The following is a 24358-nucleotide window of genomic DNA, read 5'->3' on the forward strand; positions in this document are numbered from 1 at the left end:
TTCGGCGCCTGGGCCGAAGCCGCCATCCGTCGATCAACAGCAAAAAGGAGAACAGACAACCATGTTAGGCAATCTCGAACTCGTTGCGCGGCTCGTGATGGCCGCAGCGCTCGGCAGTGTGATCGGCTTCGAGCGCGAGCGGCTCTCGTGGGCGGCCGGATTGCGCACGCACATGCTGGTGTGCGTCGGCTCGACGCTGATCATGATCGTGTCGGCATTCGGATTCGCCGATGCGCTCCACGGCGATCACACCGTACTCGATCCGTCGCGGATGGCTGCACAGGTCGTGTCCGGCATCGGTTTTCTCGGCGCCGGCTCGATCCTGCTGCGCAACGAGATCGTGCGCGGCCTCACGACGGCGGCGAGCCTTTGGTCCGTCGCGGCAATCGGGCTCGCGGTCGGCGGCGGGCTGTACACGGCATCGATCGCGGCGACCGCCATCATCCTGATCATCCTCGCGGGCATCAAGCCGCTCGAGCGGCGCTTCATTTCGGTGAAGCAGCGCCGGCAGTTGACGCTGCTCGTCGAGCGTGGCGCACTCAGCTTTCACGCGCTGCACGAGATACTGGGGCCGGGCAGCGTGCGCGTGAAGCAGTTCGTCGTGCAGCAAAGCGAGGATTCGTCGGAGCTCGATGAGGTGCAGATCGTGTTGTCGCGTGTGTCGGCGCCTGAATACAAGTCGATCTGCGATCGGCTGCGGTTGCTGGAAAGCGTGCGCGAATTCAGGGAAGACGACGTGACTTGAGTGCTGGCTGCGACGCGCGCACCGATGCCGTTCGAAGGCCGCGCGTCGCAAAAACGGCGCAATGGCCCTTTGAGTGGGACGCGGGCCGGTCCGGGCCGCAAATCTCCATTTGCACTGCGTGGTCATCGCGGTTTCGTATTTGACGGCCGCGCGACATCCCGAACGCGCGTCGCGCCACGGCGAGTTTTCGGCCACTTTGCCCGTCAGACGGTCATTTCCGACCCGCCCCCAAATCTGCGACGGCATTCCGAAACGTTCTTATGTAGAAAAACTACCAAATTTTTATAGTGAAATGCTGCATTGCACTAGAAATTTCTAAGGGGAAACCCTATAATTCGTCTTAAGGGAAAACCCTGCACAACCAACCGGAGTCTGACATGAGCTACCTCTTCGCCCTGCTGCAAAAATTTGCCTCGCTGTTCGAGTCGCCACACCTTCCGATGGACTCGGACTACTCCTACCAAGCCCGTCACCGCGAAGCCGAGCGCGTCCGCAAGTCACGTGGCACCGCATTCGGAATTCGTCTGTGAGCTTGAATGAAAGCGGCGCGGAACAGAAACATCAGCATTGAACAAAGCCGTTTCGTATTGCTTTCCGCCCGCTTTCTCGTTGTTTGAAATGTAGTTTTTCTAGCTTCAACATCGCGTTTTCCGCATCGACGCGACTTCCATTACTCGACGGCAATCCGTCGACGTCCGTTGTGAGCGCCCTTCGGCGCTATTTTTTTGCCTGCTCGCTTCCTGCCCCCGCCGACGCGTCTTGCCGCGCCCTGCGCTATCCTTGGACTCCAACCAGGCAGCGCGAGAGCCGAACGACCACCATGACCGACGACGTCCATTTCTACAGCCCCGAAGAAGGCCACGGCCTGCGCCATGATCCGTTCAAGGCGATTGTCGCGCCCCGCGTGATCGGCTGGATTTCGAGCCGCGACGCCGACGGCCGCGTGAACCTCGCGCCGTACAGCTTTTTCGGCGCGTTCGCCACCTTCCCGTCCATCATCGGCTTTTCCAGCGAAGGCTTTAAGGACAGCATCCGGAACATCGAGGCGACCGGCGAATTCGTGTGGAACATGTCGAGCCGCGACCTTGCCGAGCGGATGAACCGGACGTCGGCGCCGGTCGCACATGAAGTCGACGAATTCGAGCTTGCCGGGCTCACCAAGGCGCCGGGACGCAACGTGAGCGTGCCGCACGTGGCGGAATCGCCGGCGGCGCTCGAATGCAGGCTGCTGCAGATCGTGCGCCTGAAGAATCTCGACGGCGAGCCGATGGACAACTGGCTGACGCTCGGACAGGTGGTCGGCGTGCATATCCGCAAGACGTTTCTGAAGGACGGCCTCTTCGATACCGCGGCCGCCAGACCGATCATGCGTGCGGGTTATCGCGGGGATTACGCGGAGATCGGCGAGATGTTCGAGATGATTCGTCCGACGTCGTAGCCCGGCATTGTTTAAAACCAGGAGCTTTCAACTGATTACGTCCGGGCGTTCGCTTATTGCCGAAAAAAACGCCTCGACTTGCACTAACGCGACACGCCAAAAAACCCGCACTTTCGCCCAAACATGGGCGCAAACCCTTGTCGCAGAACGCTCGCCGCGCCGAAGCCAATTGCGCTCCAAATTCCAGTGTCGTATTTCCTCATGTGGTTGTCGCAAATAGTCGGCTAGGCGCACTTTTTTCTAGCAACTATGTATGCACAGCGCGGACGCACGTCCGCCACGCTAGGAGAGCATTCAATGAATTCCCCCAAGGTCGTGGTCGAAGGGCTATGCAAGGTGTTCGGCACCAGCCCGAAACAAGCGATCGACATGCTGGCAGGCGGCGCGACGAAAGAAGAAGTCTTCGCGCGCACAGGCCAGATAGTCGGCGTCCATAACGTGTCGTTCGAAGTGAAGGAAGGCGAGATCTTCGTGCTGATGGGCCTCTCCGGCTCCGGCAAGTCGACGCTGATCCGCCTGATCAACCGCCTCGTCGAGCCGACAGCCGGCAAGGTGCTGATCGACGGGCGCGACGTCGCCTCGGTGCCGCGCTCGGAACTCACCGCGCTGCGCCGCAAGGACATGAGCATGGTGTTCCAGTCGTTCGCGCTGATGCCGCAACGCACGGTGCTGTCGAACGCCGCGTTCGGGCTGGAGGTGGCGGGCGTCGGGCGCAAGGAGCGCGAGAAGCGCGCGATGACGGTGCTCGAACAAGTCGGCCTCGCGCCGTTCGCGCAGAAACTGCCGGCGCAGCTGTCGGGCGGCATGCAGCAGCGCGTGGGGCTGGCGCGGGCGCTGGCGGTCAACCCGTCGCTGATGATCATGGACGAAGCGTTCTCCGCACTCGATCCGTTGAAGCGCAAGGAAATGCAGAACGTGCTGCTGGAGTTGCAGCGCGAGCAGCAGCGCACGATCCTTTTCGTGTCGCACGATCTGGAAGAGGCGATGCGCATCGGCACGCGCATCGCGATCATGGAAGGCGGCCGCGTGGTGCAGATCGGCACGCCGCAGCAAATCATCACGAACCCCGCCGACGACTACGTGCGGGCGTTCTTCGAAGGCATCGACACGAGCCGCTATCTCACCGCTGGCGACCTGATGCAGACCGACGCCGTGCCGCTGATGAAGCACTCGCCGCCGATCGACGCATCGTCGGTGGCCGCGACGCTCAACGGCAGCGCCGACTACGCGTTCGTGCTCGACAGCGAGCGCAGGATTCGTGGCTTCGTCTGCCGCGACGCGATGGGCAGCGCGTCGCCGCAAGTGAATCAGATCGAATGCATTCATCGCACGACGCCGCTCGACGATGTCGTCTCGCGCGTGGTTGCAAGCCGCGCCCCGCTGCCGGTCGTCGAGGCGGACGGTTCCTATTGTGGTTCGGTCAACAAGACGAACGTGCTGCAAGTCCTTACGCGCCATCGAGGTTCCCATGTCTGAAATGATTCCGCTCGGTAGCTGGGTCGATCACGGCGTCCACTATCTGCTCGACCACGACGCCAAGACCTTCGACTCCATCGGCAAGGTCATCGAGAGCTTCGCCGCCTTGATCGAACACGGCCTGCAATCCATCCCGATGTGGGCGCTGATGGCGTTCTTCGTCGGCATCGGCTTGTGGCGCGTCGGCTGGCGCTTCGCGTTCTTCACGCTGCTCTCGATGCTGCTCATCTACGGCACCGGGTTCTGGGACCAGATGGTGATCACGCTCGGCCTCACGCTTTCGTCGACGCTGATCAGCCTGTTGCTCGGCGTGCCGCTCGGCATCTGGACCGCGAAGAGCAAGTACGTCGAGATGGCGGTGCGCCCCGTGCTCGACCTGATGCAGACGATGCCGGCCTTCGTCTACCTGATTCCGGCGGCGATGCTGTTCGGCCTGGGCCGCGTGCCGGGGATTCTGTCGACCGTCATCTTCGCGATGCCGCCTGCTGTGCGCCTCACGTCGCTCGGCATCAAGCATGTGAACCGCGAGATCGTGGAAGCGGGGCAGGCGTTCGGCTGCACGCCGTGGCAACTGCTCTACAAGGTGCAGTTCCCGAACGCGCTGCCGTCGATCATGACCGGCGTGAACCAGACGATCATGATGGCGCTGTCGATGGTGATCATCGCGTCGATGGTCGGCGCGGGCGGGCTTGGCAACGACGTGCTGGCGAGTATCCAGCGGCTCGATATCGGGCTTGGCTTTGAAAGCGGCTTGTCGGTGGTGTTGCTCGCGATCATTCTCGACCGCATCACGGAAAGCTTTGGCCGTTCGCCTGGCATGGCGCGCGCACCATTGCTCTCGGGTATTCGCAGCGTGATGCGGGTGCGTCGCGCGCCGGCGGCACAGCAAGGCTGACCTGCACCCATGAAACGCGACGCGATCACGCCTGTCACGAGCGATTCGCCGTTATCGAAGTTGGCTCACTTCGGCTTCCTCACGCTGCCGAACTTCTCGATGATCGCGTTCACGAGCGCGGTCGAGGTGCTGCGCATGGCGAACTATGTCGGCCGCGCGCAGCACTACACGTGGTCGGTGATCACGCCCGATGGCGAACCGGCGCGCGCGAGCAACGGCATCACCGTCAAGCCGACGACGACGCTTGCTGAAGCCGGCATCCCCGATGTGCTGATCGTCTGCGCGGGGTGGCATGTGCGCGATTACGTCGATGAAAAAGTAATTACGCTGCTGCAGGAGGTTGCGGCGCAAGGCGTGCCGCTCGGGGGCATCTGCACGGGGCCTTACGCGTTGCTCGCGGCGAACCTGCTCGATGGTTATCGGTGCACGGTGCATTGGGAGGATATGTCGCCGCTGCACAAGAGCTATCCGCACGTGCGATTCGCCGATGAGTTGTTCGTGATCGATCGTGATCGTGTGACGTGTACTGGTGGTACTGCGCCGCTTGACCTGATGCTCAATCTCGTCGGCATGCGGCTTGGGCAGTCGCATGCGGCGCAGGTGTCTGAGCAGTTCATCGTCGAGCGGATTCGCGGGTCGACCGATCATCAGCATATTCCGGTCGATGCACGGGTGGGCTTCTCGCGTGCGGAACTGATCGAAGTCGTGCGGCTGATGGAGGCGAATATCGAGGAGCCTTTGTCACTGGATGAACTCGCGCGGCTCGTGCGTTTGTCGCAACGTCATTTGCAGCGCATGTTCAAGATGTTCCTGAGCGTTTCGCCGACGCATTATTACCTGACCCTGCGGTTGCGGCGCGCGCGTGAATTGCTGCGCAATACGGATGCGTCGATCGCTCGGGTTACCGCTGTGTGCGGGTTTCATTCGCCATGCCATTTTAGTAAAGCGTACCGCGCGCAGTTTGGACATGCGCCTAGCGTTGAGCGAAGGGTTTTGGGTTGACGGGACATCCTGCACCGCCCCGACACGGGCAGAGCCAATAAGCCAACACCAACACAAGTTCCATGGAAGCCTGAGCGCATCAAACGGTCAAAGCCTCATCCTCAAACCCTCTTCAACTCCAAAGCGTCCGCGAAAATGAACTCCATGAAACACATGTGGTCCGCGTCCCTGTGCGCGCTCGCAGTATCCACGGCGTACGCCGCCGACCCGGCCACGTGCCAGACCGTCCACTTCGCCGACGTCGGCTGGACCGACATTGCCGCCACCACCGGCCTCGCCTCGACCGTGCTGGAAGGCCTCGGCTACAAGCCGACGAAAACGATCGCCTCCGTGCCGATCACGTTCGCGGGTGTGAAGAGCAAGCAGATCGACGTGTTCCTCGGCTACTGGTCGCCGACCATGGACCCGATGATCGATTCGTTCAAGAAGGCCGGCCAGGTCAAGGTGCTCGCAACGCCGAATCTCACCGGCGCGAAATACACGCTCGCCGTGCCCGACTATGTCTATAACGCGGGCCTGAAATCCTTCACCGACATCGCCAAGAACTTCGACAAGCTCGACGGCAAGATCTACGGCATCGAACCAGGCAACGACGGCAACGCGCTCATCAAGAAGATGATCGACACCAACCAGTACGGGCTCGGCAAGTTCAAGCTGGTGGAATCGAGCGAGGCGGGCATGCTGGTCGAAGTGGGCCGCGCGATCCGCGACAAGAAGCCCATCGTGTTTCTGGGCTGGGAGCCGCATCCGATGAACGTGCAGATGAAGATCGATTACCTGTCCGGCGGCGACGACGTGTTCGGCCCGAATTACGGCGAGGCCAAAGTGCTGACCGTCACGCCGACCGACTACGCGGCGCGTTGCCCGAACGTCGCGAAACTCGTGTCGAACCTGCAGTTCACGACCGACATCGAGAACCACGTGATGGTGCCGATCATGAACAAGACCGACGCGAACAAGGCCGCGCGCGAATGGCTGAAGGCGAACCCGGCGGTGCTCGACAAGTGGCTCGCGGGCGTGAAGACGTTCGATGGCAAGGATGGGTTGCCTGCGGTGAAGGCCTACGTGGCGGGGAAATAGCAGCTCACTGAGCGAAGGCCCGGCGACGGGCGTCATGTCGTGGCCGTCGCTCAGCAAAACGATTGCCGTCATTCGTGATTCAGCTTCGGTAATCCGATCCGGTGTTTTCGATCAGCCTCAGCGCCGCTTGCCATTGCAGGCTGACGATGTTGTCCGACTCGTCGCGCTGGAACTGTTCCGCGGTGAGACGCCGCACGGCTTCCGGCGGCATCGACAGCTCCGCGTTGCCCGCGAGCGCGCGCACCTGTATCTCGCATGCGCGTTCGAGAAAATAAATGTCCTGGAACGCCGCCGGAATCGACGAACCGCCGACGAGCAAGCCGTGGTTGCGCAGGATCATCGCGTTGTGCGGGCCGAGATCGGCGATGAGCCGTTCGCGTTCGCCGAGATCGAGCGCGATGCCTTCGTAATCGTGATACGCGAGGTGCTCGTAGAACTTCAGCGCGTGCTGGCTGATCGGCAGTAGGCCGTGCCGCTGCGCCGATACCGCCGAGCCCGCCGACGTATGCGTGTGAATCACGCAGACCAGATCGGGTCGCGCCATGTGAACCGCCGAATGAATCGTGAAGCCGGCCGCGTTCACGCGATAGCGCTCGGGATGATCGGCCGCGTCAGGGTCGACGACGCGCCCCGCGCTATCGATCTTCACGAGATCCGACGCGCGCATCTCATGGAACAGCACGCCATAGCGGTTGATGAGGAAGTGATGCTCGGGACCGGGCACGCGCGCCGTGATGTGCGTGTCGATCATGTCGGTCATGCGAAAGTGCGCGACGAGCCGGTACAGCGCGGCAAGTTCGCAGCGCACGGCCCATTCTTCGGTCGAGTAACGGTGGGTGTCGTGTGTCATGTCGAGGGTTCCTTCGAGTTCAAATGTGGCGCACGGCGGGGTTCATCTGGAGGCACCCCGTTTATCCGGCATTGGCGTTTGTGAACGAGCGGGGATGACGCTCAGATGGCCTGGGCGCGGCCCGGAAACGTCTCGTCGTACTCGGCGGCCTCTTCCGCTTCCGCCGTGCCGCGCTGCTCGCGATACATCATCGGCGGCAGGCCGAACTGCTTGCGGAATTCGCGGCCGAGGTGCGACGCATCGGAGAAACCGCAGCTCGACGCGATGTCCGCGACCGTCTTGTCCGAACTCGTCAGCAGCCACGCGGCCGTGCGCAGGCGCACCTGCTTCGCGTAGGCCTGCGGCGCCTTGCCGGTTTCCGCCTTGAAGAGCCGCTCGAGCTGGCGCGTCGAGAGATCGAGCTTGTGCGCGAGTTTGTCGAGCGAGAGCGAGCGGCCGACGTGCTGCTCCATCAGCAGGATCGCGCGCTTCACCTTCGGGTGTGTGGCCGGAGCCAGGCCCGGCGGATGCGGCTGTGGCGCGTTGCCCTTCTGCATATCGTCGACGAGCAGGATGCGCAGCGCCTTTTGCACCGTTGCCGTTTCGAAGTGGCGCAGGAGGATCGCAGCAGCCACGTCGATCGACGCGCGGCCGCCCGAGCACGTGATGCGCCGCCGGTCGATCACGAAGAGCCGGTCGGCGATCAGCGCCTGTTCATCGACGCCCGGAAATCGCTCGACGAAATCCCAGTAGTGAAACCAGCTCACGCAGATGCGATGGCCGTCGAGCACGCCCGCGCGCATCAGCGAGAACACGCCGGTGCACATGCCGACGAGCGTCGCGTCGGTCGCGGCGGCGCGGCGGATGAATTGCAGCGTGGCGTCGCTCGCGGCCGGTCCCGAATGCAGCAAGCCGCCGACGACGACCACGTAGTCGAAGGATTCGGCGTTCTCGAAGGTTTCCCACGGCGTGATCTGGATGCCGCAACTCGCGCGCACCGGCGCCAGCGTTTCGCCAATCACGCTCCACGAGCAGCGCACGGGCTTGCTGAAGTCGCCTTCGTCGGCCGAGAGTCGCAACAGGTCGACGAAGCCCGCGAACGCCGTCAGTGTGAAGTTCGGCAACAGGATGATGCCGAAGCGAATGCGTTCTTTCGATTTGCCGTCGATGGATTGGGGAGGAAGCGGTTCAGCGGGATTCATGCACGCAGCCAGTGAGAAGGGTCGCGACAAGCATATCACTCGCGTTCGCGGCGGGATTGCGCGTCGCCTGAATAATCCCGGACGGCGCGCGCGATTTGCGGAAACGGCTAAAAGTAAGGTGTTGTCGCTCAAATCGATTTGGCTTTATCTTTTTCACGGGAATTAAATCGGCGCGCCGGGTTTTTCCGGCTGAGCCGTTTTAATGGCTGGAATAAATTTCATATCGACCCACAGCCTGGAACCACTATTCGGATAACGCCGGACGGATCGCACAACGACGGCAATCTTCATTATCATTCCGGCGCTTTAATAAAAATCCTGAACAACGGGATAATCAACCGAAGAGAGGCCGGTTTTGAGAGATCAAATAGAACTTGAAGAAAATGAAATCCAGATGCTTTGTGAGCGCGTGAAGGCGATTATCATGGCCCACTCGGCACCGATTAACCGTTTGTCCCGCGATATCGAGAATGCGCGTCAATTCGACGTCCAGTCCGGGCCGACTACCGCTCAATTCGAATTGCTGTGCGCAGCGCCGGCGTTCGTGCCGGTGTCAGCACACATCGTCGAATTATTCGTGCGCAGTTTTGGGCGCGGGCTGTTCGCCCGGCCGTACAGCTTCCTGCTGCTTGCACTGGCCGCCACCGGCCCGGTTGCGGCAGCCGAAACACTGGTGCTGCACGCATCACCCGCTTACGAGCACGATCCGATGCGCGCGTTGATCGGCGGACTGGAGGGAATCTTCGCGACCTATCCGGAGGCGCTGTCGATTCCCGCGCGCGGACTTCTCGCTCCGTTCATGCTCAAGCCGCCACGGCAGCCCGGCTGGCGATGATCGTCGGGCGCGCCTGAAGCGCCTTCGCCTTTCCCGGTCGTGGAACCGCATGCCGCCGGACTCCCCGGCGCTTGCTTACTTTCGCGAAAACGTCAAAAGCCACCGTAAATTCGTCACCGACCGCCGCCTGACGCCGCTATCCCATTCGCATGCCGTTTTTGTTCTATCGGCCAGATTATGGGTTTGGTCCAATGAGTCCGTACCAAAACCACAACGCATCGCAACCGACAAGGCAAGCCATGAACGTAAGCGTCTTCGATCTGTTCAAGGTCGGCATCGGTCCGTCGAGTTCGCACACCGTCGGTCCGATGATCGCGGCGTGCCGCTTCGCATCGCACATCGAGGACGCCAACCTGCTCGCGTTCGTGCGCGGCGTCCGGGTCGACCTGTTCGGCTCGCTCGGCGCCACCGGCAAGGGCCACGGCACCGACAAGGCCGTGCTGCTCGGCCTCGAAGGCAACCTGCCGGACCTCATCGATCCCGACCAGATCGAACCGCGCCTGAAAGCGATCCGCGCAACAAAGCAGCTCGAGTTGCTCGGCAAGCACGTCGTGCGATTCGACGAGCGCGAGCATCTCGGCTTCTTTCGCAAGCTGATGCCGGGCGCGCCGGGGTCGAGCATCGTGCATCCGAACGGAATGCGCTTTCAGGCCTTCGATGAAAACGGCCAGTTGCTTGTCGAGAAGGAGTATTACTCGGTCGGCGGCGGCTTCGTGATCAATCGCGAAGGCGATCGCGTGAACGGATTGCGCGCGGCCGCTGAAGCGCCGCATCCGTTTCGCACCGGCGACGACCTGATGCGCGTCTGCCGCGAAACGGGCCTTTCGATTGCGCAGGTCACGATGAAGAACGAATGCGCGTCGCGCACGGAACAGGAAGTGCGCGACGGCATGCTAGCGATCTGGCGGACGATGTCCGCGTGCGTCGAGCGCGGATGCAAGACGCACGGCGAGTTGCCCGGCCCGATGCACGTGAAGCGCCGCGCGGCCGATCTGTGCGCGCAACTGCGTTTGCATTCGGCAGAGTCGCTGCGCGATCCGCTTTCGATGCTCGACTGGGTCAATCTCTACGCGATGGCCGTCAACGAGGAAAACGCGGCGGGCGGGCGTGTCGTCACGGCGCCGACCAATGGAGCTGCCGGCGTGATCCCGGCGGTGCTTCACTACTACGTGAAGTTCATGCACAACGCGAACGACGACGGCATCGTCACGTTCCTGCTGACGGCGGCGGCGATCGGCATCATCTACAAGGAGACGGCATCGATCTCGGGCGCCGAAGTCGGCTGCCAGGGCGAGGTCGGTGTCGCGTGCTCGATGGCGGCCGCCGCGCTCGCCGCCGTGATGGGCGGCACGCCGACGCAAGTCGAGAACGCCGCCGAGATCGGCATGGAGCACAACCTCGGCATGACCTGCGATCCGGTGGGCGGCCTCGTGCAGATTCCCTGCATCGAACGCAACGCGATGGGCGCGATCAAGGCGCTGAACGCCGCGCGCATGGCGATGAAGGGCGACGGCCAGCACTACGTCTCGCTCGACAACGTAATCAAGACGATGCGCGAAACCGGCGCGGACATGAAGACGAAATACAAGGAGACGTCGCGCGGTGGTCTCGCCGTGAACGTCATCGAGTGCTGAACCACGCCACGAATTTCACGAAAGCCACGAAAGCCACGAACGCCACGAAGGAAAAGGAAACACCATGAGCCGCTATTCGATATTCAGCCTGTTGCGCAACGGGATGTCGTATCACGAGAACTGGGAGCGCCAGTGGAAGAGCCCGGAGCCCAAGCGTGAATACGACGTCGTGATCGTCGGCGGGGGCGGGCACGGTCTCGCGACCGCGTACTACCTCGCGAAGGAGCACGGCGTGCGCAACATCGCGGTGCTGGAGAAGGGCTGGATCGGCGGCGGCAATACGGCGCGCAATACGACCATCGTGCGTTCGAACTATCTGTGGGACGAGTCGGCCGCGTTGTACGAGAAGGCGATGAAGCTGTGGGAAGGGCTTTCGCAGGATCTCAACTACAACGTGATGTTCAGCCAGCGCGGCGTGATGAACCTCGCGCATACGCTGCAGGACGTGCGTGATACCGAGCGTCGCGTGAATGCGAACCGGCTCAACGGCGTCGATGCGGAATTCCTCACGCCCGCGCAGATCAAGGAACTCGAGCCGACCATCAACCTCAACAGCCGCTATCCGGTGCTGGGGGCCTCGATCCAGCGTCGCGGCGGCGTTGCGCGTCACGATGCGGTGGCCTGGGGATTTGCGCGCGGCGCGGACCAGGCGGGCGTCGATATCGTGCAGAACTGCCAGGTCACCGGCATTCGCCGCGACGGCAGCCAGGTGACCGGCGTCGATACGACGAAGGGTTTCATCAAGGCAAAGAAGGTCGCGATCGTGGCGGCGGGCAATACATCGACGCTCGCCGACATGGCGGGCATCCGCCTGCCGCTCGAAAGCCATCCGTTGCAGGCGCTGGTGTCCGAACCGATCAAGCCGGTCGTCAACACGGTGGTGATGTCGAACGCGGTGCACGCGTACATCAGCCAGTCCGACAAGGGCGATCTCGTGATCGGCGCGGGCGTCGATCAGTACACGGGGTTCGGCCAGCGTGGCAGTTTTCACATCATCGAAGGCACGCTCGAAGCCATCGTCGAAATGTTCCCGGTGTTCTCGCGGGTGCGGATGAACCGGCAGTGGGGCGGCATCGTGGACGTGTCGCCGGATGCGTGCCCGATCATCAGCAAGACCGACGTGAAGGGCCTTTACTTCAATTGCGGCTGGGGCACGGGCGGCTTCAAGGCGACGCCGGGATCGGGCTGGGCTTATGCGCACACCATCGCGCACGACGAGCCGCATGCGCTCAACGCGCCGTTCTCGCTGGATCGCTTTTATACCGGTCATCTGATCGACGAGCACGGCGCCGCCGCCGTCGCGCACTAACGCCACGCATGGGACCAGAGTAAGGCGCATGGGACCAGAGTAAGCGCTTAAGCGCTAACTCTGGTCGACAGCGCCATCTCTGGTCGACAGGAGAAAACAAATGTTACTGATCGAATGCCCCTGGTGCGGACCGCGCGCCGAAAGCGAATTTTCATGCGGTGGCGAAGCGGACATCGCTCGTCCCCTCGACACCGAGAAGCTCACCGACAAGGAATGGGGCGACTACCTCTTCATGCGCAAGAATCCGCGCGGCGTGCATCGCGAGCAATGGATGCACACGCAAGGTTGCCGCCGCTGGTTCAAGGCGCAACGCGACACGGTGAGCTACGAGATTCAGGGCTACGAGACGTTCGACCGTCCGCTGGCCGTCACGGATAGCAACGAGGGCACGACGAAATGAGCCAGAAAGACCGACTCGCCACGGGCGGGCGCATCAACCGCGCGATTGCCCTGACCTTCACGTTCAACGGCCGCACGTATCAGGGCCATCAGGGCGACACGCTCGCCTCCGCGCTGCTCGCGAACGGCCAGCACTTCGTCGCGCGCAGCTGGAAGTATCACCGGCCGCGCGGCATCGTGACGGCGGGTGTCGAAGAGCCGAATGCAGTCGTGCAGCTCGAAACCGGCGCGTACACGGTGCCGAATGCGCGCGCGACGGAAGTCGAGCTGTATCAGGGACTCGTCGCCACGAGCGTGAACGCGAAGCCGAACATCGAGAACGATCGCATGGCGATCAACCAGAAGTTCGCGCGCTTCATTCCTGCGGGCTTCTACTACAAGACGTTCATGTGGCCGCGCAAGTTCTGGCCGAAGTACGAGGAAGTGATCCGCGATGCAGCGGGTCTCGGCAAGGCGCCCGAGCATCTCGACGCCGATCGCTACGACAAGTGCTTCGCGCATTGCGACGTGCTGGTGGTCGGCGGCGGGCCTTCGGGTCTGGCGGCGGCGCATGCGGCGGGCCTGTCGGGCGCGCGCGTGATCCTCGTCGACGATCAGCCGGAACTCGGTGGCTCGCTCCTGTCGTGCCGCGCGGAAATCGACGGCAAGCCGGCGTTGCAATGGGTGCAGAAGATCGAAGCCGAACTGCGCAAGATGCCGGAAGTGAAGATCCTTTCGCGCAGCAACGCGTTCGGTTATCAGGACCACAACCTCGTCACGATCACGCAGAAGCTGACCGAGCATCTGCCTGTGTCGATGCGCAAGGGGACGCGCGAACTGCTGTGGAAGGTGCGCGCGAAACGCGTGATTCTCGCGACCGGCGCGCACGAGCGCCCCATCGTGTTCGGCAACAACGATCTGCCGGGCGTGATGCTGGCGTCGGCGGTGTCGACTTATCTGCATCGCTATGCGGTGCTGCCGGGGCGCAATGCCGTCGTGTTCACGAACAACGACGATGGCTATCAGTGCGCGCTTGACCTCAAGGCCTCGGGCGCCCAAGTGACCGTCATCGATCCGCGCGCGGGCCAATCGAAGGGCACGTTGCCCGCGCTTGCACGGCGTCACGGCGTGAAGGTGATGAACGGCGCGGTCGTGACGGCAGCGCACGGCAAGACGCGCGTGGCGTCGGTTGAAGTGGCCGCGTATGCGGACGGGCAGGTCGGCGCGAAGCAAGCGGACGTGGCGTGCGATCTCGTCGCGATGTCGGGCGGCTGGAGCCCGGTGTTGCATCTGTTCGCGCAGTCGGGCGGCAAGGCGCACTGGCACGACGAGAAAGCGTGCTTCGTACCCGGCAAGGCGATGCAGGCGGAAAGCAGCGTCGGCGCGTGCGCCGGTGAATTCACGCTGGCGCGCGGCATTCGCTTCGCGGTCGACGCGGGTGTCGACGCGGCGCGCGCGGCGGGCTTCATCGTCGCGCGTCCGAATCCGGTGCAGGTGGCCGAGATCACCGAAGCACCGATGCAACCCCTGTGGCTCGTCGGCGGACGCGAACTGGCGACGCGCGGTCCGAAGCAGTTCATCGACTTCCAGAACGACGTCTCGGCGGCGGATATCTTCCTCGCGGCGCGTGAGGGCTTCGAATCCGTCGAGCACGTGAAGCGCTACACCGCGATGGGCTTTGGCACCGACCAAGGAAAGCTCGGCAACATCAACGGCATGGCGATTCTCGCGCAGGCGCTCGGCAAGACGATTCCCGAGACCGGCACGACCACGTTCCGCCCGAACTACACGCCGGTCACGTTCGGCACGTTCGCGGGCCGCGAACTCGGCGAGTTCCTCGACCCGGTGCGCAAGACGGCGGTGCACGAATGGCACGTCGAGAACGGCGCGGCATTCGAGGATGTCGGCAACTGGAAACGTCCGTGGTACTACCCGAAGGGAGGCGAGGACCTGCACGCGGCAGTCGCGCGCGAATCGCTCGCGGTGCGCCAGAGCGTCGGCATTCTCGATGCCTCGACGCTCGGCAAGATCGACATCCAGGGCCCCGACTCGGCGAAGCTGCTGAACTGGGTCTACACGAACCCGTGGAGCAAGCTGGAAGTCGGCAAGTGCCGCTATGGCCTGATGCTCGATGAGAACGGCATGATCTTCGACGACGGCGTGACCGTCCGCCTCGCCGACCAGCATTACATGATGACGACGACCACCGGCGGCGCGGCGCGCGTGCTGACGTGGCTCGAACGCTGGCTGCAGACGGAGTGGCCCGACATGCGCGTGCGGCTTGCTTCGGTGACGGATCACTGGGCGACGTTCGCTGTGGTCGGCCCAAACAGCCGCAAGGTATTGCAGAAGGTTTGTCAGGACATCGACTTCGCGAACGCCGCATTCCCGTTCATGAGTTATCGCGAAGGCACGGTGGCGGGCGCCGCATCGCGCGTGATGCGCATCAGCTTCTCGGGCGAACTCGCCTACGAAGTGAACGTGCCGGCGAATGTCGGACGCGCGGTGTGGGAAGCGCTGATGGTGGCCGGCGCCGAGTTCGACATCACGCCGTACGGCACGGAAACGATGCACGTGCTGCGCGCGGAGAAGGGCTACATCATCGTGGGCCAGGACACGGACGGCTCGATGACGCCCTACGACCTCGGCATGGGCGGACTCGTCGCGAAGTCGAAGGACTTTCTCGGCAAGCGCTCGCTCACGCGCTCGGACACGGCGAAGGCGGGACGCAAGCAGCTCGTCGGCCTGCTTTCCGACGATCCGTCGATCATCCTTCCCGAGGGCGCGCAGATCTGCGCGGGACCCGTGCAGGGCGACACCGCGCCGATGCTCGGTCACGTCACGTCGAGTTACTACAGTCCCATTTTGAAGCGTTCGATTGCGATGGCCGTGGTGAAGGGCGGCCTCGACAAGATCGGCGAATCGGTCACGATCCCGCTCGCGGGCGGCAAGCAGGTCGCGGCAAAAATCACCAGCTCGGTGTTCTACGACAGCGAAGGAGCACGTCAACATGTGGAATGAAACTAGAGGTACGTCGTCGATCGTGGATCGCGCCATCGTCGGGCAGGCGGGTGTGTGGCAGGAGTCGCCGCTGGTGGGCGTGGACGGGCTGCTGAAGAAGCATCAGGCAACGTCGTCGAAAGCGTTTCGAATGACGGAGCGGCCGTTCCTCGAACTCGTGAACGTGCGCGGCGATACGCGCGACGCCGCGTTCGTGCGTGCGGTTGAGGCCGTGATCGGCTGCCGGCCGCCCGAGAAGCCGAACACGACGGCGCAGGGCAACGGCTACGACATGTTGTGGCTCGGCCCTGACGAATGGCTCGTGCGTTCGGCCACCGCGCACGACGCCGCGCAAACGGCGCCGCTGCAGGCGAAGCTGATCGCCGCGTTCAAGGGTGTGTTCGCGTCGGCGGTGGATATCGGCAGCGGCTATACGGTGCTCGAGATCAGCGGCACGCGCACGCGCGAAGTGCTGTCGCGCGGCTGCCCGCTCGACCTGCATCCGAAGCTGTTCGGCAAGGGTCAATGCGCGCAGAGCCATTACTTCAAGTCGTCGCTGACGCTCTTGCCCATTGGCGACGACAGCTTCGAACTCGTCGTGCGCCGCAGCTTCGCCGACTACTTCGTGAAGATGATGCTCGATGCGGCCGAGCCGCTGATGTCGTGAAGCCGTTCGAACCGTTGTCTCCCGGAGGACGCGGCTGGCGCATCGTGGTCGATGAGCTGGTCGTGGCGACGCGCATTGGCCTGCATGCGCATGAATATCGTGCGCCGCAGCCGGTCGCGATCGATGCGAGCCTGATGTATCGCGGCGTGCCGGGCGAGGCGAGCGCGCATGAGCTGGTCGACTATGAAGCCTGGTGCGAGCGCGTGACTTCGTTTCTTGAGGCGAAGCCGCATACGCGTTTGCTTGAAGTGCTTGCGGTTGAAATCGCGGCGCTCTCGTTCGATGAATGGCCGGCGCTCGATGCCGTTACGCTGCTGCTTTACAAGCCGAAGATTCGCGAGGGCACGCGGCGGGTCGGGATTGAACTGGACTGGCGCCGGGCCGATTATGATGCATGGCGCATGCGTGCTGATACACATCATGCCGTCGGCGCGTGTTGAGACGTTGCGGCTTTCCGAACTCGCGTGCAAGGAACGCGCTGCGCATGCGGCCGTTGCGTTGCTCGATCAAAGCATTGCGCTGCGGCATCGGCGTATTGCGTTGATTCGTTATCTGCATGCGCAATATCTCGAGGCGCCGCTTCAGGCGCGGCATCATGAGTATGTCGAGAGGATCGCGGCGCGGTTGAGTGGGGAGGCGCTGGCGAGAGTGGCGGAGGCCGCGCGGACTCGGCGCGGGGGTGGGGTTGTTGTTTACACCGCTTGATGTTTATGCGCTTCCATGGAACTTGTTTTCTTAGTGGTTTATTCGCGCTGCCCCGGGTGATCGCTAGCGCTTGGGGTCGAGGTTCGGGTCGGGCTTCAACCGTTTGATGTGCTTGGGCTTCTAGGGAACTTGTTTTGATTTTGGTTTATTTGCTCTGCCCCTGTCCGGGGCGGGACTCACTTTCTTTGCTGCTGCAAAGAAAGTAAGCAAAGAAAGCAGCTTCCCACCGCCAATGCTTGCCAGTTGCCTCCAGACCGTTATGTCGGAGTGGTCCAACCGGGGGAGTGTCGTTAGCGGGGTTTTTGCGTTGTTGGCATGTAGAGACGGCGCGCACGTCGCACCGCTTTCGGGAGTGGACCAGCAGTCATTCATCCGTCCTGGCACTTCGTGCCCGACGCCAGGTTCGCTAAGCGGTGAATTGAAGCTTGCAGCAAGCACGAACGAGCGATGTGGCGATGGGTTTCAGTTTTGCCTGACGGGTGAGCGCGTAGCGCGAGGCTGGATGAATGACTGCTGGTCCACTTTGTATAGCGGTGCGATGCCCGTACCTCTTCTACATGCCAACAACGATGAAACCCCGCTGACGACACTCCCCCGGTTGGACCACTCCGAGAGAACGGGCTAGCGGGGCATGGCAAGCATTGGCGGTGGGAAGCTGCTTTCTTTGCTTACTTTCTTTGCAGCAGCAAAGAAAGTGAGTCCCGCCCCGGACAGGGGCAGAGCAAATAAACCAAAAACAAAGCAAGTTCCATAGAAGCGCAAAAACATCAAACGGTGTACACAACACCCCACCCCACCCAAGCGCCAGCGAAAACCTCAAGCCACCATAACCGGCAACGAAACCAACGAAGGCGCTTGCTTCCTGCGCTCGCGCGTCGGCGCGGTCCCGAACGCATCGCGATAGCTCTTGGAAAAATGGCAAGCCGACTGAAACCCGCAAGCCATTGTGATATGCATGATCGACATATCGGTTTGCAGCAGCAATTCCCGCGCGCGCCGCAACCGCAAGGTCAGATAGTAATGCGTCGGCGTCATGCCAAGATGCTCGCGAAAGAGCCGCTGCAATTGTCGCTGTGACATCCCGGCGAGCCGCGCAAGTTCTTCCCGCGACAAAGGCTCCTCGATATTGTTTTCCATCAGCGAGATCACCTCGAAGAGCGACTTGTTCGCCGACCCCAAACGCGCGACGAGCGGCATCCGCTGCTGCGCATTCGTATCGCGAACATGCTCGACGATGAACTGCTCCGCAATCTGCGTGACGCGTGCCGTTCCCACGCGCGCGGCAATGAGATTCAACATCATGTCGAGCGGCGCGACGCCCCCCGTGCACGTCACACGATCACGATCGACGACAAACAGCTCCTTCAGAAAGCGCGTGTCAGGAAACTCCTCCTTGAGCGCCGACATGTTCTCCCAATGGATCGCGCAAGCGTAGCCCGCGAGCAAACCGGCGCGCGCGAGCGCATAGGTTCCGGTGCACAGGCTGCCAAGCACACTGCCGAGTCGCGCGAAGCGGCGCAGCGCTACCAGATGCTCAGGCTTGGTCTCGCGCTGCACGTCGATGCCGCCCACCACGAACACGATATCCGGCTGCCCGACACATTCGACCGGCCCCGTATCGACGGATAAACCATTGCTCGCCGTGACGGGCCCGCCATCGGGGCTGACGATCGACCAGCGATACAGCGGCTGCCCCGTCAGATAGTTCGCCATGCGCAGCACTTCGATTGCGTTGGAGAACGCGATCATCGTGAAGTTGGGAAGCGGCATGAATGCGAAATGCGACAGCGACGCCGTGCGATCGGGGGACATGAGAGCCGTGATTCCTTCGAATCTATATCTTTGGTTTGACGCCGTCGTGGGGAGTGCGGCTTATCCATTTTGATTACTTGTGCAACTACCATGCCATAAGGCTAAACCCTGACGCTCACTCAGCCTGCGCTTGGCTTTCGAGCCACTTCGCACGGCATCCGGGCATCAAACGCACGCTCCACGGGCATCGGCGCTCCGCTGCAGTGCAGCACGCGCGTCCAATACCTCAAATCGCACCGGGCCACTTGTCGAAAAAGGACGCGCATGTCGGAAAAGACCAAGAACGCGTCTGAATTCATAAATTGACACGAGGGACACAAGTCAAGAATAGACCCATCGAAGCGCGGTATCGAACGGCCTTCAAAGCCACGCCCGGCGCCTCGGAAACGATCCATTTCCCTGACCCACGGACCTCCCCCATGTCGAATCCGAATCCTTTCTTTGAAGAGTCGCTCGCGACGCGCGACGCCGCCGTGCGCGGCGCCGTGCTGAAGGAACTCGAGCGCCAGCAGTCGCAAGTCGAATTGATCGCGTCGGAAAACATCGTGTCGCGCGCGGTGCTCGAGGCGCAGGGTTCGGTGCTGACCAACAAGTATGCGGAAGGCTATCCGGGCAAGCGCTATTACGGCGGCTGCGAATTCGCCGACGAAATCGAAACGCTCGCCATCGATCGCATCAAGCAGCTCTTCAACGCCGGTTTCGCGAACGTGCAGCCGCATTCCGGCGCGCAAGCGAACGGCGCGGTGATGCTCGCGCTGGCGAAGCCGGGCGATACGGTGCTCGGCATGTCGCTCGATGCCGGCGGTCATCTCACGCACGGCGCCAAGCCCGCGCTCTCGGGAAAGTGGTTCAACGCGGTGCAGTATGGCGTGAACCGGGACACGCTGCTGATCGACTACGACCAGATCGAGGAACTGGCGCAACAGCACAAGCCGACTCTGCTGATCGCGGGTTTCTCCGCTTATCCGCGCAAGCTCGACTTTGCGCGCCTGCGTGCCATCGCCGATAACGCCGGCGCGAAACTGATGGTCGATATGGCGCACATCGCCGGCATCATCGCCGCGGGCCGTCATCAGAATCCGGTCGATCATGCGCACGTCGTGACCTCGACGACGCACAAGACGCTGCGCGGCCCGCGCGGCGGTTTCGTGCTGACCAACGACGAAGACATCGCGAAGAAGATCAACTCGGCCGTGTTCCCCGGTCTTCAGGGCGGCCCGCTGATGCATGTGATCGCCGGCAAGGCCGTTGCATTTGGCGAAGCGCTGCGACCGGGCTTCAAGACCTATATCGACAACGTGCTCGCCAACGCGCAGGCGCTCGGCGAAGTGCTGAAGCAAGGCGGCGTCGATCTCGTGACGGGCGGCACCGACAACCATCTGCTGCTCGTCGATCTTCGTCCGAAGGGTCTCAAGGGAAACCAGGTCGAGCAGGCGCTGGAACGCGCGGGCATCACGTGCAACAAGAATGGCATCCCGTTCGATACCGAGAAGCCGACGGTCACCTCCGGCATTCGCTTGGGAACTCCGGCCGGCACGACGCGCGGCTTCGGCGTGAACGAGTTCCGCGACATCGGGCGCCTGATCGTCGAAGTGTTCGACGCATTGCGCGACCACCCGGAAGGCCATGCCGCCACCGAACAACGCGTGCGCCGCGAGATCTTCGCGCTTTGCGAACGCTTCCCCATCTACTGAGAGTCCTGGAGCAAGAGATGAGCAACCTGCACGAAAACAGCATCATCATCGACGGCCTGAACATTTCGAAGTTCGAGCGCTCCGTATTCGAGGACATGCGCAAGGGCGGCGTGACGGCGGTGAACTGCACGGTATCGGTCTGGGAGAGCTTCCAGAAGACTGTCCACAACATCGCGGAAATGAAGCAGCAGATCCGCGAATACAGCGAGATCCTGACGCTCGTGCGCACGACCGACGACATCCTGCGCGCAAAGAAAGAGAACAAGACCGGCATCATCTTCGGCTTCCAGAACGCCCATGCGTTCGAGGACAACCTCGGCTATATCGAGGCGTTCAAGGACCTGGGCGTGAACGTGGTCCAGCTTTGCTACAACACGCAGAACCTGGTCGGCACCGGCTGCTATGAACGCGACGGCGGACTGTCGGGCTATGGACGCGAAGTCATCCAGGAGATGAACCGCGTCGGCATCATGGTCGATCTCTCGCATGTGGGCGGCAACACGTCGTCGGAAGCGATCGCTGCATCGAAGAAGCCGGTTTGCTATTCCCACTGCTGTCCTTCGGGCCTGAAGGAACATCCGCGCAACAAGACCGACGAGCAATTGAAAGAGATCGCCGATGCGGGCGGGTTCGTCGGCGTGACGATGTTTGCGCCGTTCTTGAAGCGCGGTGCGGACGCCACGGTCGAGGACTACCTCGAAGCGATCGAGTATGTGGTGGACCTGATCGGTGAAGACCAGGTCGGCATCGGCACCGATTTCACGCAAGGCTACAGCACCGAATTCTTCGACTGGATCACCCACGACAAGGGCCGTTATCGCCAGTTGACGAACTTCGGCAAGGTCGTGAATCCGGAAGGTATCCGCACGATCGGCGAGTTCCCGAATCTGACTGCTGCGATGGAGCGCGCCGGCTGGAGCGAGACGCGCATCAAGAAGATCATGGGCGAGAACTGGGTGCGCGTATTCGGCGAAGTCTGGAACGTCTGAACTCTTCCATAAAAATACGGAGCCTCCACGATGCAACCCCAACTGCCTATCGACGTCGATCCCAGCACCGGCGTATGGACCACCGACGCGCTGCCGATGCTCTACGTCCCGCGTCATTTCTTCACGAACAACCACACGGCGGTCGAGGAAGCGCTCGGCCGCGATGTCTACGCCGAGATTCTCTACAAGGCCGGCTACAAGTCGGCGTACCACTGGTGCGACAAGGAAGCGAAGCAGCATGGCCTCGCCGGCATGGCCGTTTTCGAGCACTACCTGAAGCGCCTTTCGCAACGCGGCTGGGGCATCTTCACGATCACCGAATCCGATCCTTCGACGTCGCACGCGCGCATCGAACTGCACCATTCGTCGTTCGTGCTCGCGCAGCCGGGCAAAGAGGGCAAACTCTGCTACATGTTCGCCGGCTGGTTCGCGGGCGCGATGGACTGGGTCAACGACACGGCGCCGCCCGAAGCGAAGCAAGGCCCGCGCTCGCATTCCATCGAAACGCAGTGCGCCGCTGAAGGCCATGACCACTGCGTGTTCGAAGTGTCGCCGCTCGCGTCTTAACAGCACGTCAAGCCATTCAATCCGAGGTCGATCGCGATGCGTTACCCCAACCTTTTCAAACCTCTCACGCTGAACAAGCTGACCTTGCGCAACCGCATCGTCAGCACCGCGCACGCGGAGGTGTATGCGGAGCCGGGCGGCCTGCCGGGCGACCGCTATATCCGTTACTACGAAGAGAAGGCGAAGGGCGGCGTCGGCCTCGCCGTGTGCGGCGGGTCGAGCCCGGTGTCGATCGACAGTCCGCAAGGCTGGTGGAAGTCGGTGAATCTCTCGACCGACAAGATCATCGATCCGCTGTCGCGTCTTGCCGAAGCGATGCATCGCCACGGCGCGAAGATCATGATCCAGGCGACGCATATGGGCCGCCGTTCCGCGTGGCACGGCGAGAGCTGGCCGCACCTGATGTCGCCGTCGGGTGTGCGCGAGCCGGTGCATCGCGGCAATGCGAAGATCATCGAAGTGGAAGAGATCCGCCGCATCATCGCCGACTTCGCGGCTGCCGCGAAACGCGTGAAAGATGCAGGCATGGACGGCGTCGAGATTTCAGCGGCGCACCAGCATCTGATCGACCAGTTCTGGAGCCCGCGCACGAACTTCCGCACCGACGAATGGGGTGGCTCGCTCGAAAACCGGCTTCGCTTCGGCACTGAAGTGCTGAACGCCGTGCGTGAAGCGGTGGGCGCGGACTTCTGCGTCGGCCTGCGCATGTGCGGCGACGAATTCCATGAAGACGGCCTCGATCACGAGCAACTGAAGGAGATTGCGCAGGCGATGTCGGAGTCGGGGCTGATCGATTACGTCGGCGTGATCGGTTCGGGCGCGGACACGCACAACACGCTCGCCAACTGCATGCCGCCGATGGCGCTGCCGCCCGAGCCGTTCGTGCATCTTGCAGCCGGCATCAAGTCAGTGGTGAAGCTGCCGGTGATGCACGCGCAAAGCATTCGCGACGCGGGGCAGGCTGAGCGTTTGCTCGCGAGCGGCATGATCGATCTGGTCGGCATGACGCGCGCGCAGATCGCCGATCCGCACATGGTCATCAAGATTCGCGACGGACGCGAGGACGAGATCAAGCAGTGTGTCGGCGCGAACTATTGCATCGACCGGCAGTACAACGGGCTCGACGTGCTGTGCGTGCAGAACGCCGCGACCTCGCGTGAAGAGACGATGCCGCATGTGATCGAAAAGACGCGCGGGCCGAAGCGCAAGGTGGTCGTGGTCGGCGCGGGCCCGGCAGGTCTCGAAGCGGCGCGCGTGGCGAAGTCGCGCGGTCACGATGTCGTGCTGTTCGAGAAGAACGATTACGTCGGCGGGCAGATCATGCTGGCCGCCAAGGCGCCGCAGCGCGAGCAGATGGCCGGTATCGTGCGCTGGTTCGACATGGAGACGAAGCGCCTCGGCGTGGACCGGCGCCTCGGTGTCGCCGCCGACGACAAGACCATCATGGCCGAGAAGCCCGACATCATCGTGCTCGCGACCGGTGGTTCGGCGTTCACGTCGCAAGTGCCGGCGTGGGGCGTCGATCAGGGGCTCGCCGTGAGTGCGTGGGATGTCCTGTCGGGCAAGGTCGAACCGGGCAAGAACGTGCTGGTCTACGACGGCGTCAGCACGCACGCTGGCGCGGGCGTCGCGGATTTCATGGCGAGCCGTGGTTCGAATGTCGAGATCGTGACGCCGGACGTGAAGGTCGCGGACGATGTCGGCGGCACGACTTTCCCGATCTTCTATCGGCGCCTCTATGCGCAGGGCGTGATTCATACGCCGAATTACTGGCTCGACAAGGTGTACGAGGAAGACGGCAAGAAGATCGCCGTGATCCGCAACGAGTACACGGAGGAGCAGGAAGAGCGCGCGGTCGACCAGGTGGTGATCGAGAACGGCAGCACGCCGAATGACGAGCTGTACTGGAAGCTGAAGGGCGAGTCGGTCAATCGCGGACAAGTCGACGTGCACAAGCTGTTTGCTTCCGAGCCGCAGCCGTCGCTGAGTGAAACGCTCGGCAATGGCCGCTTCCTCCTTTTCCGCGTGGGCGATTGCATCTCGATGCACAACATCCACGGCGCGATCTACGACGCGCTGCGTCTTTGCAAGGACTTTTGAC

The 24358-nt window shown here is 62.5% G+C and carries 23 protein-coding genes; 19 read left to right on the plus strand and 4 right to left on the minus strand.

Annotated features, from left to right (window positions below):
* Window positions 1-61 precede the first annotated feature (61 nt).
* From AWB68_RS11090 to AWB68_RS11115, 7 genes are all read left to right on the plus strand, one after another.
* The gene (locus AWB68_RS11090) at window positions 62-745 is read left to right on the plus strand and encodes an MgtC/SapB family protein (protein WP_087644389.1); all 684 of its coding nucleotides are present in this window, start codon (window positions 62-64) and stop codon (window positions 743-745) included.
* A gap of 377 nt (window positions 746-1122) precedes the next feature.
* A complete protein-coding gene (locus tag AWB68_RS48845) occupies window positions 1123-1275 on the plus strand; it encodes a hypothetical protein (RefSeq protein WP_200828673.1) in 153 nt (50 codons plus the stop codon).
* Window positions 1276-1565: 290 nt separating this feature from the next.
* A complete protein-coding gene (locus AWB68_RS11095; RefSeq protein ID WP_087644390.1) occupies window positions 1566-2183 on the plus strand; it encodes a flavin reductase family protein in 618 nt (205 codons plus the stop codon).
* A 297-nt stretch (window positions 2184-2480) separates the two neighbouring features.
* The gene (locus tag AWB68_RS11100; RefSeq protein WP_087644391.1) at window positions 2481-3659 is read left to right on the plus strand and encodes a quaternary amine ABC transporter ATP-binding protein; all 1179 of its coding nucleotides are present in this window, start codon (window positions 2481-2483) and stop codon (window positions 3657-3659) included.
* Window positions 3652-4554 (plus strand): choline ABC transporter permease subunit, encoded by a 903-nt coding sequence (gene choW, locus AWB68_RS11105; protein WP_087644392.1) that lies wholly within the window; start codon window positions 3652-3654, stop codon window positions 4552-4554. The genes AWB68_RS11100 and choW overlap by 8 nt, the downstream gene beginning before the upstream one ends.
* 9 nt (window positions 4555-4563) lie before the next feature.
* Window positions 4564-5556 carry a GlxA family transcriptional regulator gene (locus AWB68_RS11110; protein ID WP_087644393.1) on the plus strand — a complete coding sequence of 331 codons (993 nt, stop codon included), beginning with the start codon at window positions 4564-4566 and terminating at the stop codon, window positions 5554-5556.
* Window positions 5557-5700: 144 nt separating this feature from the next.
* Window positions 5701-6636, plus strand: coding sequence for a choline ABC transporter substrate-binding protein (locus tag AWB68_RS11115; protein ID WP_087644394.1), 936 nt, complete (start codon window positions 5701-5703; stop codon window positions 6634-6636).
* A 79-nt stretch (window positions 6637-6715) separates the two neighbouring features.
* Here the strand turns inward: AWB68_RS11115 and AWB68_RS11120 are convergent, their stop codons facing one another.
* From AWB68_RS11120 to AWB68_RS50775, 3 genes are all read right to left on the minus strand, one after another.
* Window positions 6716-7486 (minus strand): class II aldolase/adducin family protein, encoded by a 771-nt coding sequence (locus tag AWB68_RS11120; protein ID WP_087644395.1) that lies wholly within the window; start codon window positions 7484-7486, stop codon window positions 6716-6718.
* Between the two features lie 101 nt (window positions 7487-7587).
* Window positions 7588-8667, minus strand: coding sequence for a GlxA family transcriptional regulator (locus AWB68_RS11125; protein WP_087644396.1), 1080 nt, complete (start codon window positions 8665-8667; stop codon window positions 7588-7590).
* 162 nt (window positions 8668-8829) lie between these two features.
* Window positions 8830-8958, minus strand: a complete 129-nt coding sequence (locus AWB68_RS50775) for a hypothetical protein (RefSeq protein WP_268810922.1) — start codon at window positions 8956-8958, stop codon at window positions 8830-8832.
* 133 nt (window positions 8959-9091) lie between these two features.
* Here AWB68_RS50775 and AWB68_RS11130 point away from each other — a divergent pair, with 133 nt between their 5' ends.
* The 8 genes from AWB68_RS11130 to AWB68_RS11165 all read left to right on the plus strand — a co-directional run bounded on the left by AWB68_RS11130 (window position 9092) and on the right by AWB68_RS11165 (window position 17195).
* The gene (locus tag AWB68_RS11130; RefSeq protein ID WP_125482912.1) at window positions 9092-9502 is read left to right on the plus strand and encodes a hypothetical protein; all 411 of its coding nucleotides are present in this window, start codon (window positions 9092-9094) and stop codon (window positions 9500-9502) included.
* A 239-nt stretch (window positions 9503-9741) separates the two neighbouring features.
* A complete protein-coding gene (locus tag AWB68_RS11135; RefSeq protein WP_087644398.1) occupies window positions 9742-11136 on the plus strand; it encodes an L-serine ammonia-lyase in 1395 nt (464 codons plus the stop codon).
* Window positions 11137-11200: 64 nt separating this feature from the next.
* Window positions 11201-12445: a sarcosine oxidase subunit beta family protein gene (locus AWB68_RS11140; protein ID WP_087644399.1), complete on the plus strand. Its 1245-nt coding sequence runs from the start codon at window positions 11201-11203 to the stop codon at window positions 12443-12445.
* Window positions 12446-12545: 100 nt separating this feature from the next.
* Window positions 12546-12845: a sarcosine oxidase subunit delta gene (locus tag AWB68_RS11145; RefSeq protein ID WP_087644400.1), complete on the plus strand. Its 300-nt coding sequence runs from the start codon at window positions 12546-12548 to the stop codon at window positions 12843-12845.
* Window positions 12842-15844: a sarcosine oxidase subunit alpha family protein gene (locus tag AWB68_RS11150; RefSeq protein ID WP_087644401.1), complete on the plus strand. Its 3003-nt coding sequence runs from the start codon at window positions 12842-12844 to the stop codon at window positions 15842-15844. Before AWB68_RS11145 ends, AWB68_RS11150 begins: the two co-directional genes overlap by 4 nt.
* Window positions 15834-16490, plus strand: coding sequence for a sarcosine oxidase subunit gamma (locus AWB68_RS11155; protein ID WP_087644402.1), 657 nt, complete (start codon window positions 15834-15836; stop codon window positions 16488-16490). The genes AWB68_RS11150 and AWB68_RS11155 overlap by 11 nt, the downstream gene beginning before the upstream one ends.
* Window positions 16487-16930 carry a dihydroneopterin aldolase gene (locus AWB68_RS11160; RefSeq protein WP_087644403.1) on the plus strand — a complete coding sequence of 148 codons (444 nt, stop codon included), beginning with the start codon at window positions 16487-16489 and terminating at the stop codon, window positions 16928-16930. The genes AWB68_RS11155 and AWB68_RS11160 overlap by 4 nt, the downstream gene beginning before the upstream one ends.
* The gene (locus AWB68_RS11165; protein WP_087644404.1) at window positions 16911-17195 is read left to right on the plus strand and encodes a hypothetical protein; all 285 of its coding nucleotides are present in this window, start codon (window positions 16911-16913) and stop codon (window positions 17193-17195) included. The genes AWB68_RS11160 and AWB68_RS11165 overlap by 20 nt, the downstream gene beginning before the upstream one ends.
* An 816-nt stretch (window positions 17196-18011) precedes the next feature.
* On the opposite strand, the gene AWB68_RS11170 is transcribed toward AWB68_RS11165, so the two are convergent.
* On the minus strand, window positions 18012-19007 hold the full coding sequence (locus AWB68_RS11170; RefSeq protein ID WP_087644405.1) for a GlxA family transcriptional regulator: 996 nt from the start codon (window positions 19005-19007) through the stop codon (window positions 18012-18014).
* A 419-nt stretch (window positions 19008-19426) separates the two neighbouring features.
* Here AWB68_RS11170 and AWB68_RS11175 point away from each other — a divergent pair, with 419 nt between their 5' ends.
* The 4 genes from AWB68_RS11175 to AWB68_RS11190 are packed head-to-tail and all read left to right on the plus strand — an operon-like array spanning window position 19427 to window position 24357.
* A complete protein-coding gene (locus AWB68_RS11175) occupies window positions 19427-20701 on the plus strand; it encodes a serine hydroxymethyltransferase (protein WP_087644406.1) in 1275 nt (424 codons plus the stop codon).
* A 17-nt stretch (window positions 20702-20718) separates the two neighbouring features.
* Window positions 20719-21690: a dipeptidase gene (locus AWB68_RS11180; RefSeq protein WP_087644407.1), complete on the plus strand. Its 972-nt coding sequence runs from the start codon at window positions 20719-20721 to the stop codon at window positions 21688-21690.
* A 30-nt stretch (window positions 21691-21720) separates the two neighbouring features.
* Window positions 21721-22257 carry a DUF5943 domain-containing protein gene (locus tag AWB68_RS11185; RefSeq protein ID WP_087644408.1) on the plus strand — a complete coding sequence of 179 codons (537 nt, stop codon included), beginning with the start codon at window positions 21721-21723 and terminating at the stop codon, window positions 22255-22257.
* Window positions 22258-22293: 36 nt separating this feature from the next.
* The gene (locus AWB68_RS11190) at window positions 22294-24357 is read left to right on the plus strand and encodes an NADH:flavin oxidoreductase (protein WP_087644409.1); all 2064 of its coding nucleotides are present in this window, start codon (window positions 22294-22296) and stop codon (window positions 24355-24357) included.
* The last annotated feature ends 1 nt before the right edge of the window (window position 24358 follow it).

The organism is Caballeronia choica (genome assembly GCF_001544535.1).
Classification (GTDB): Bacteria; Pseudomonadota; Gammaproteobacteria; order Burkholderiales; family Burkholderiaceae; genus Caballeronia; species Caballeronia choica.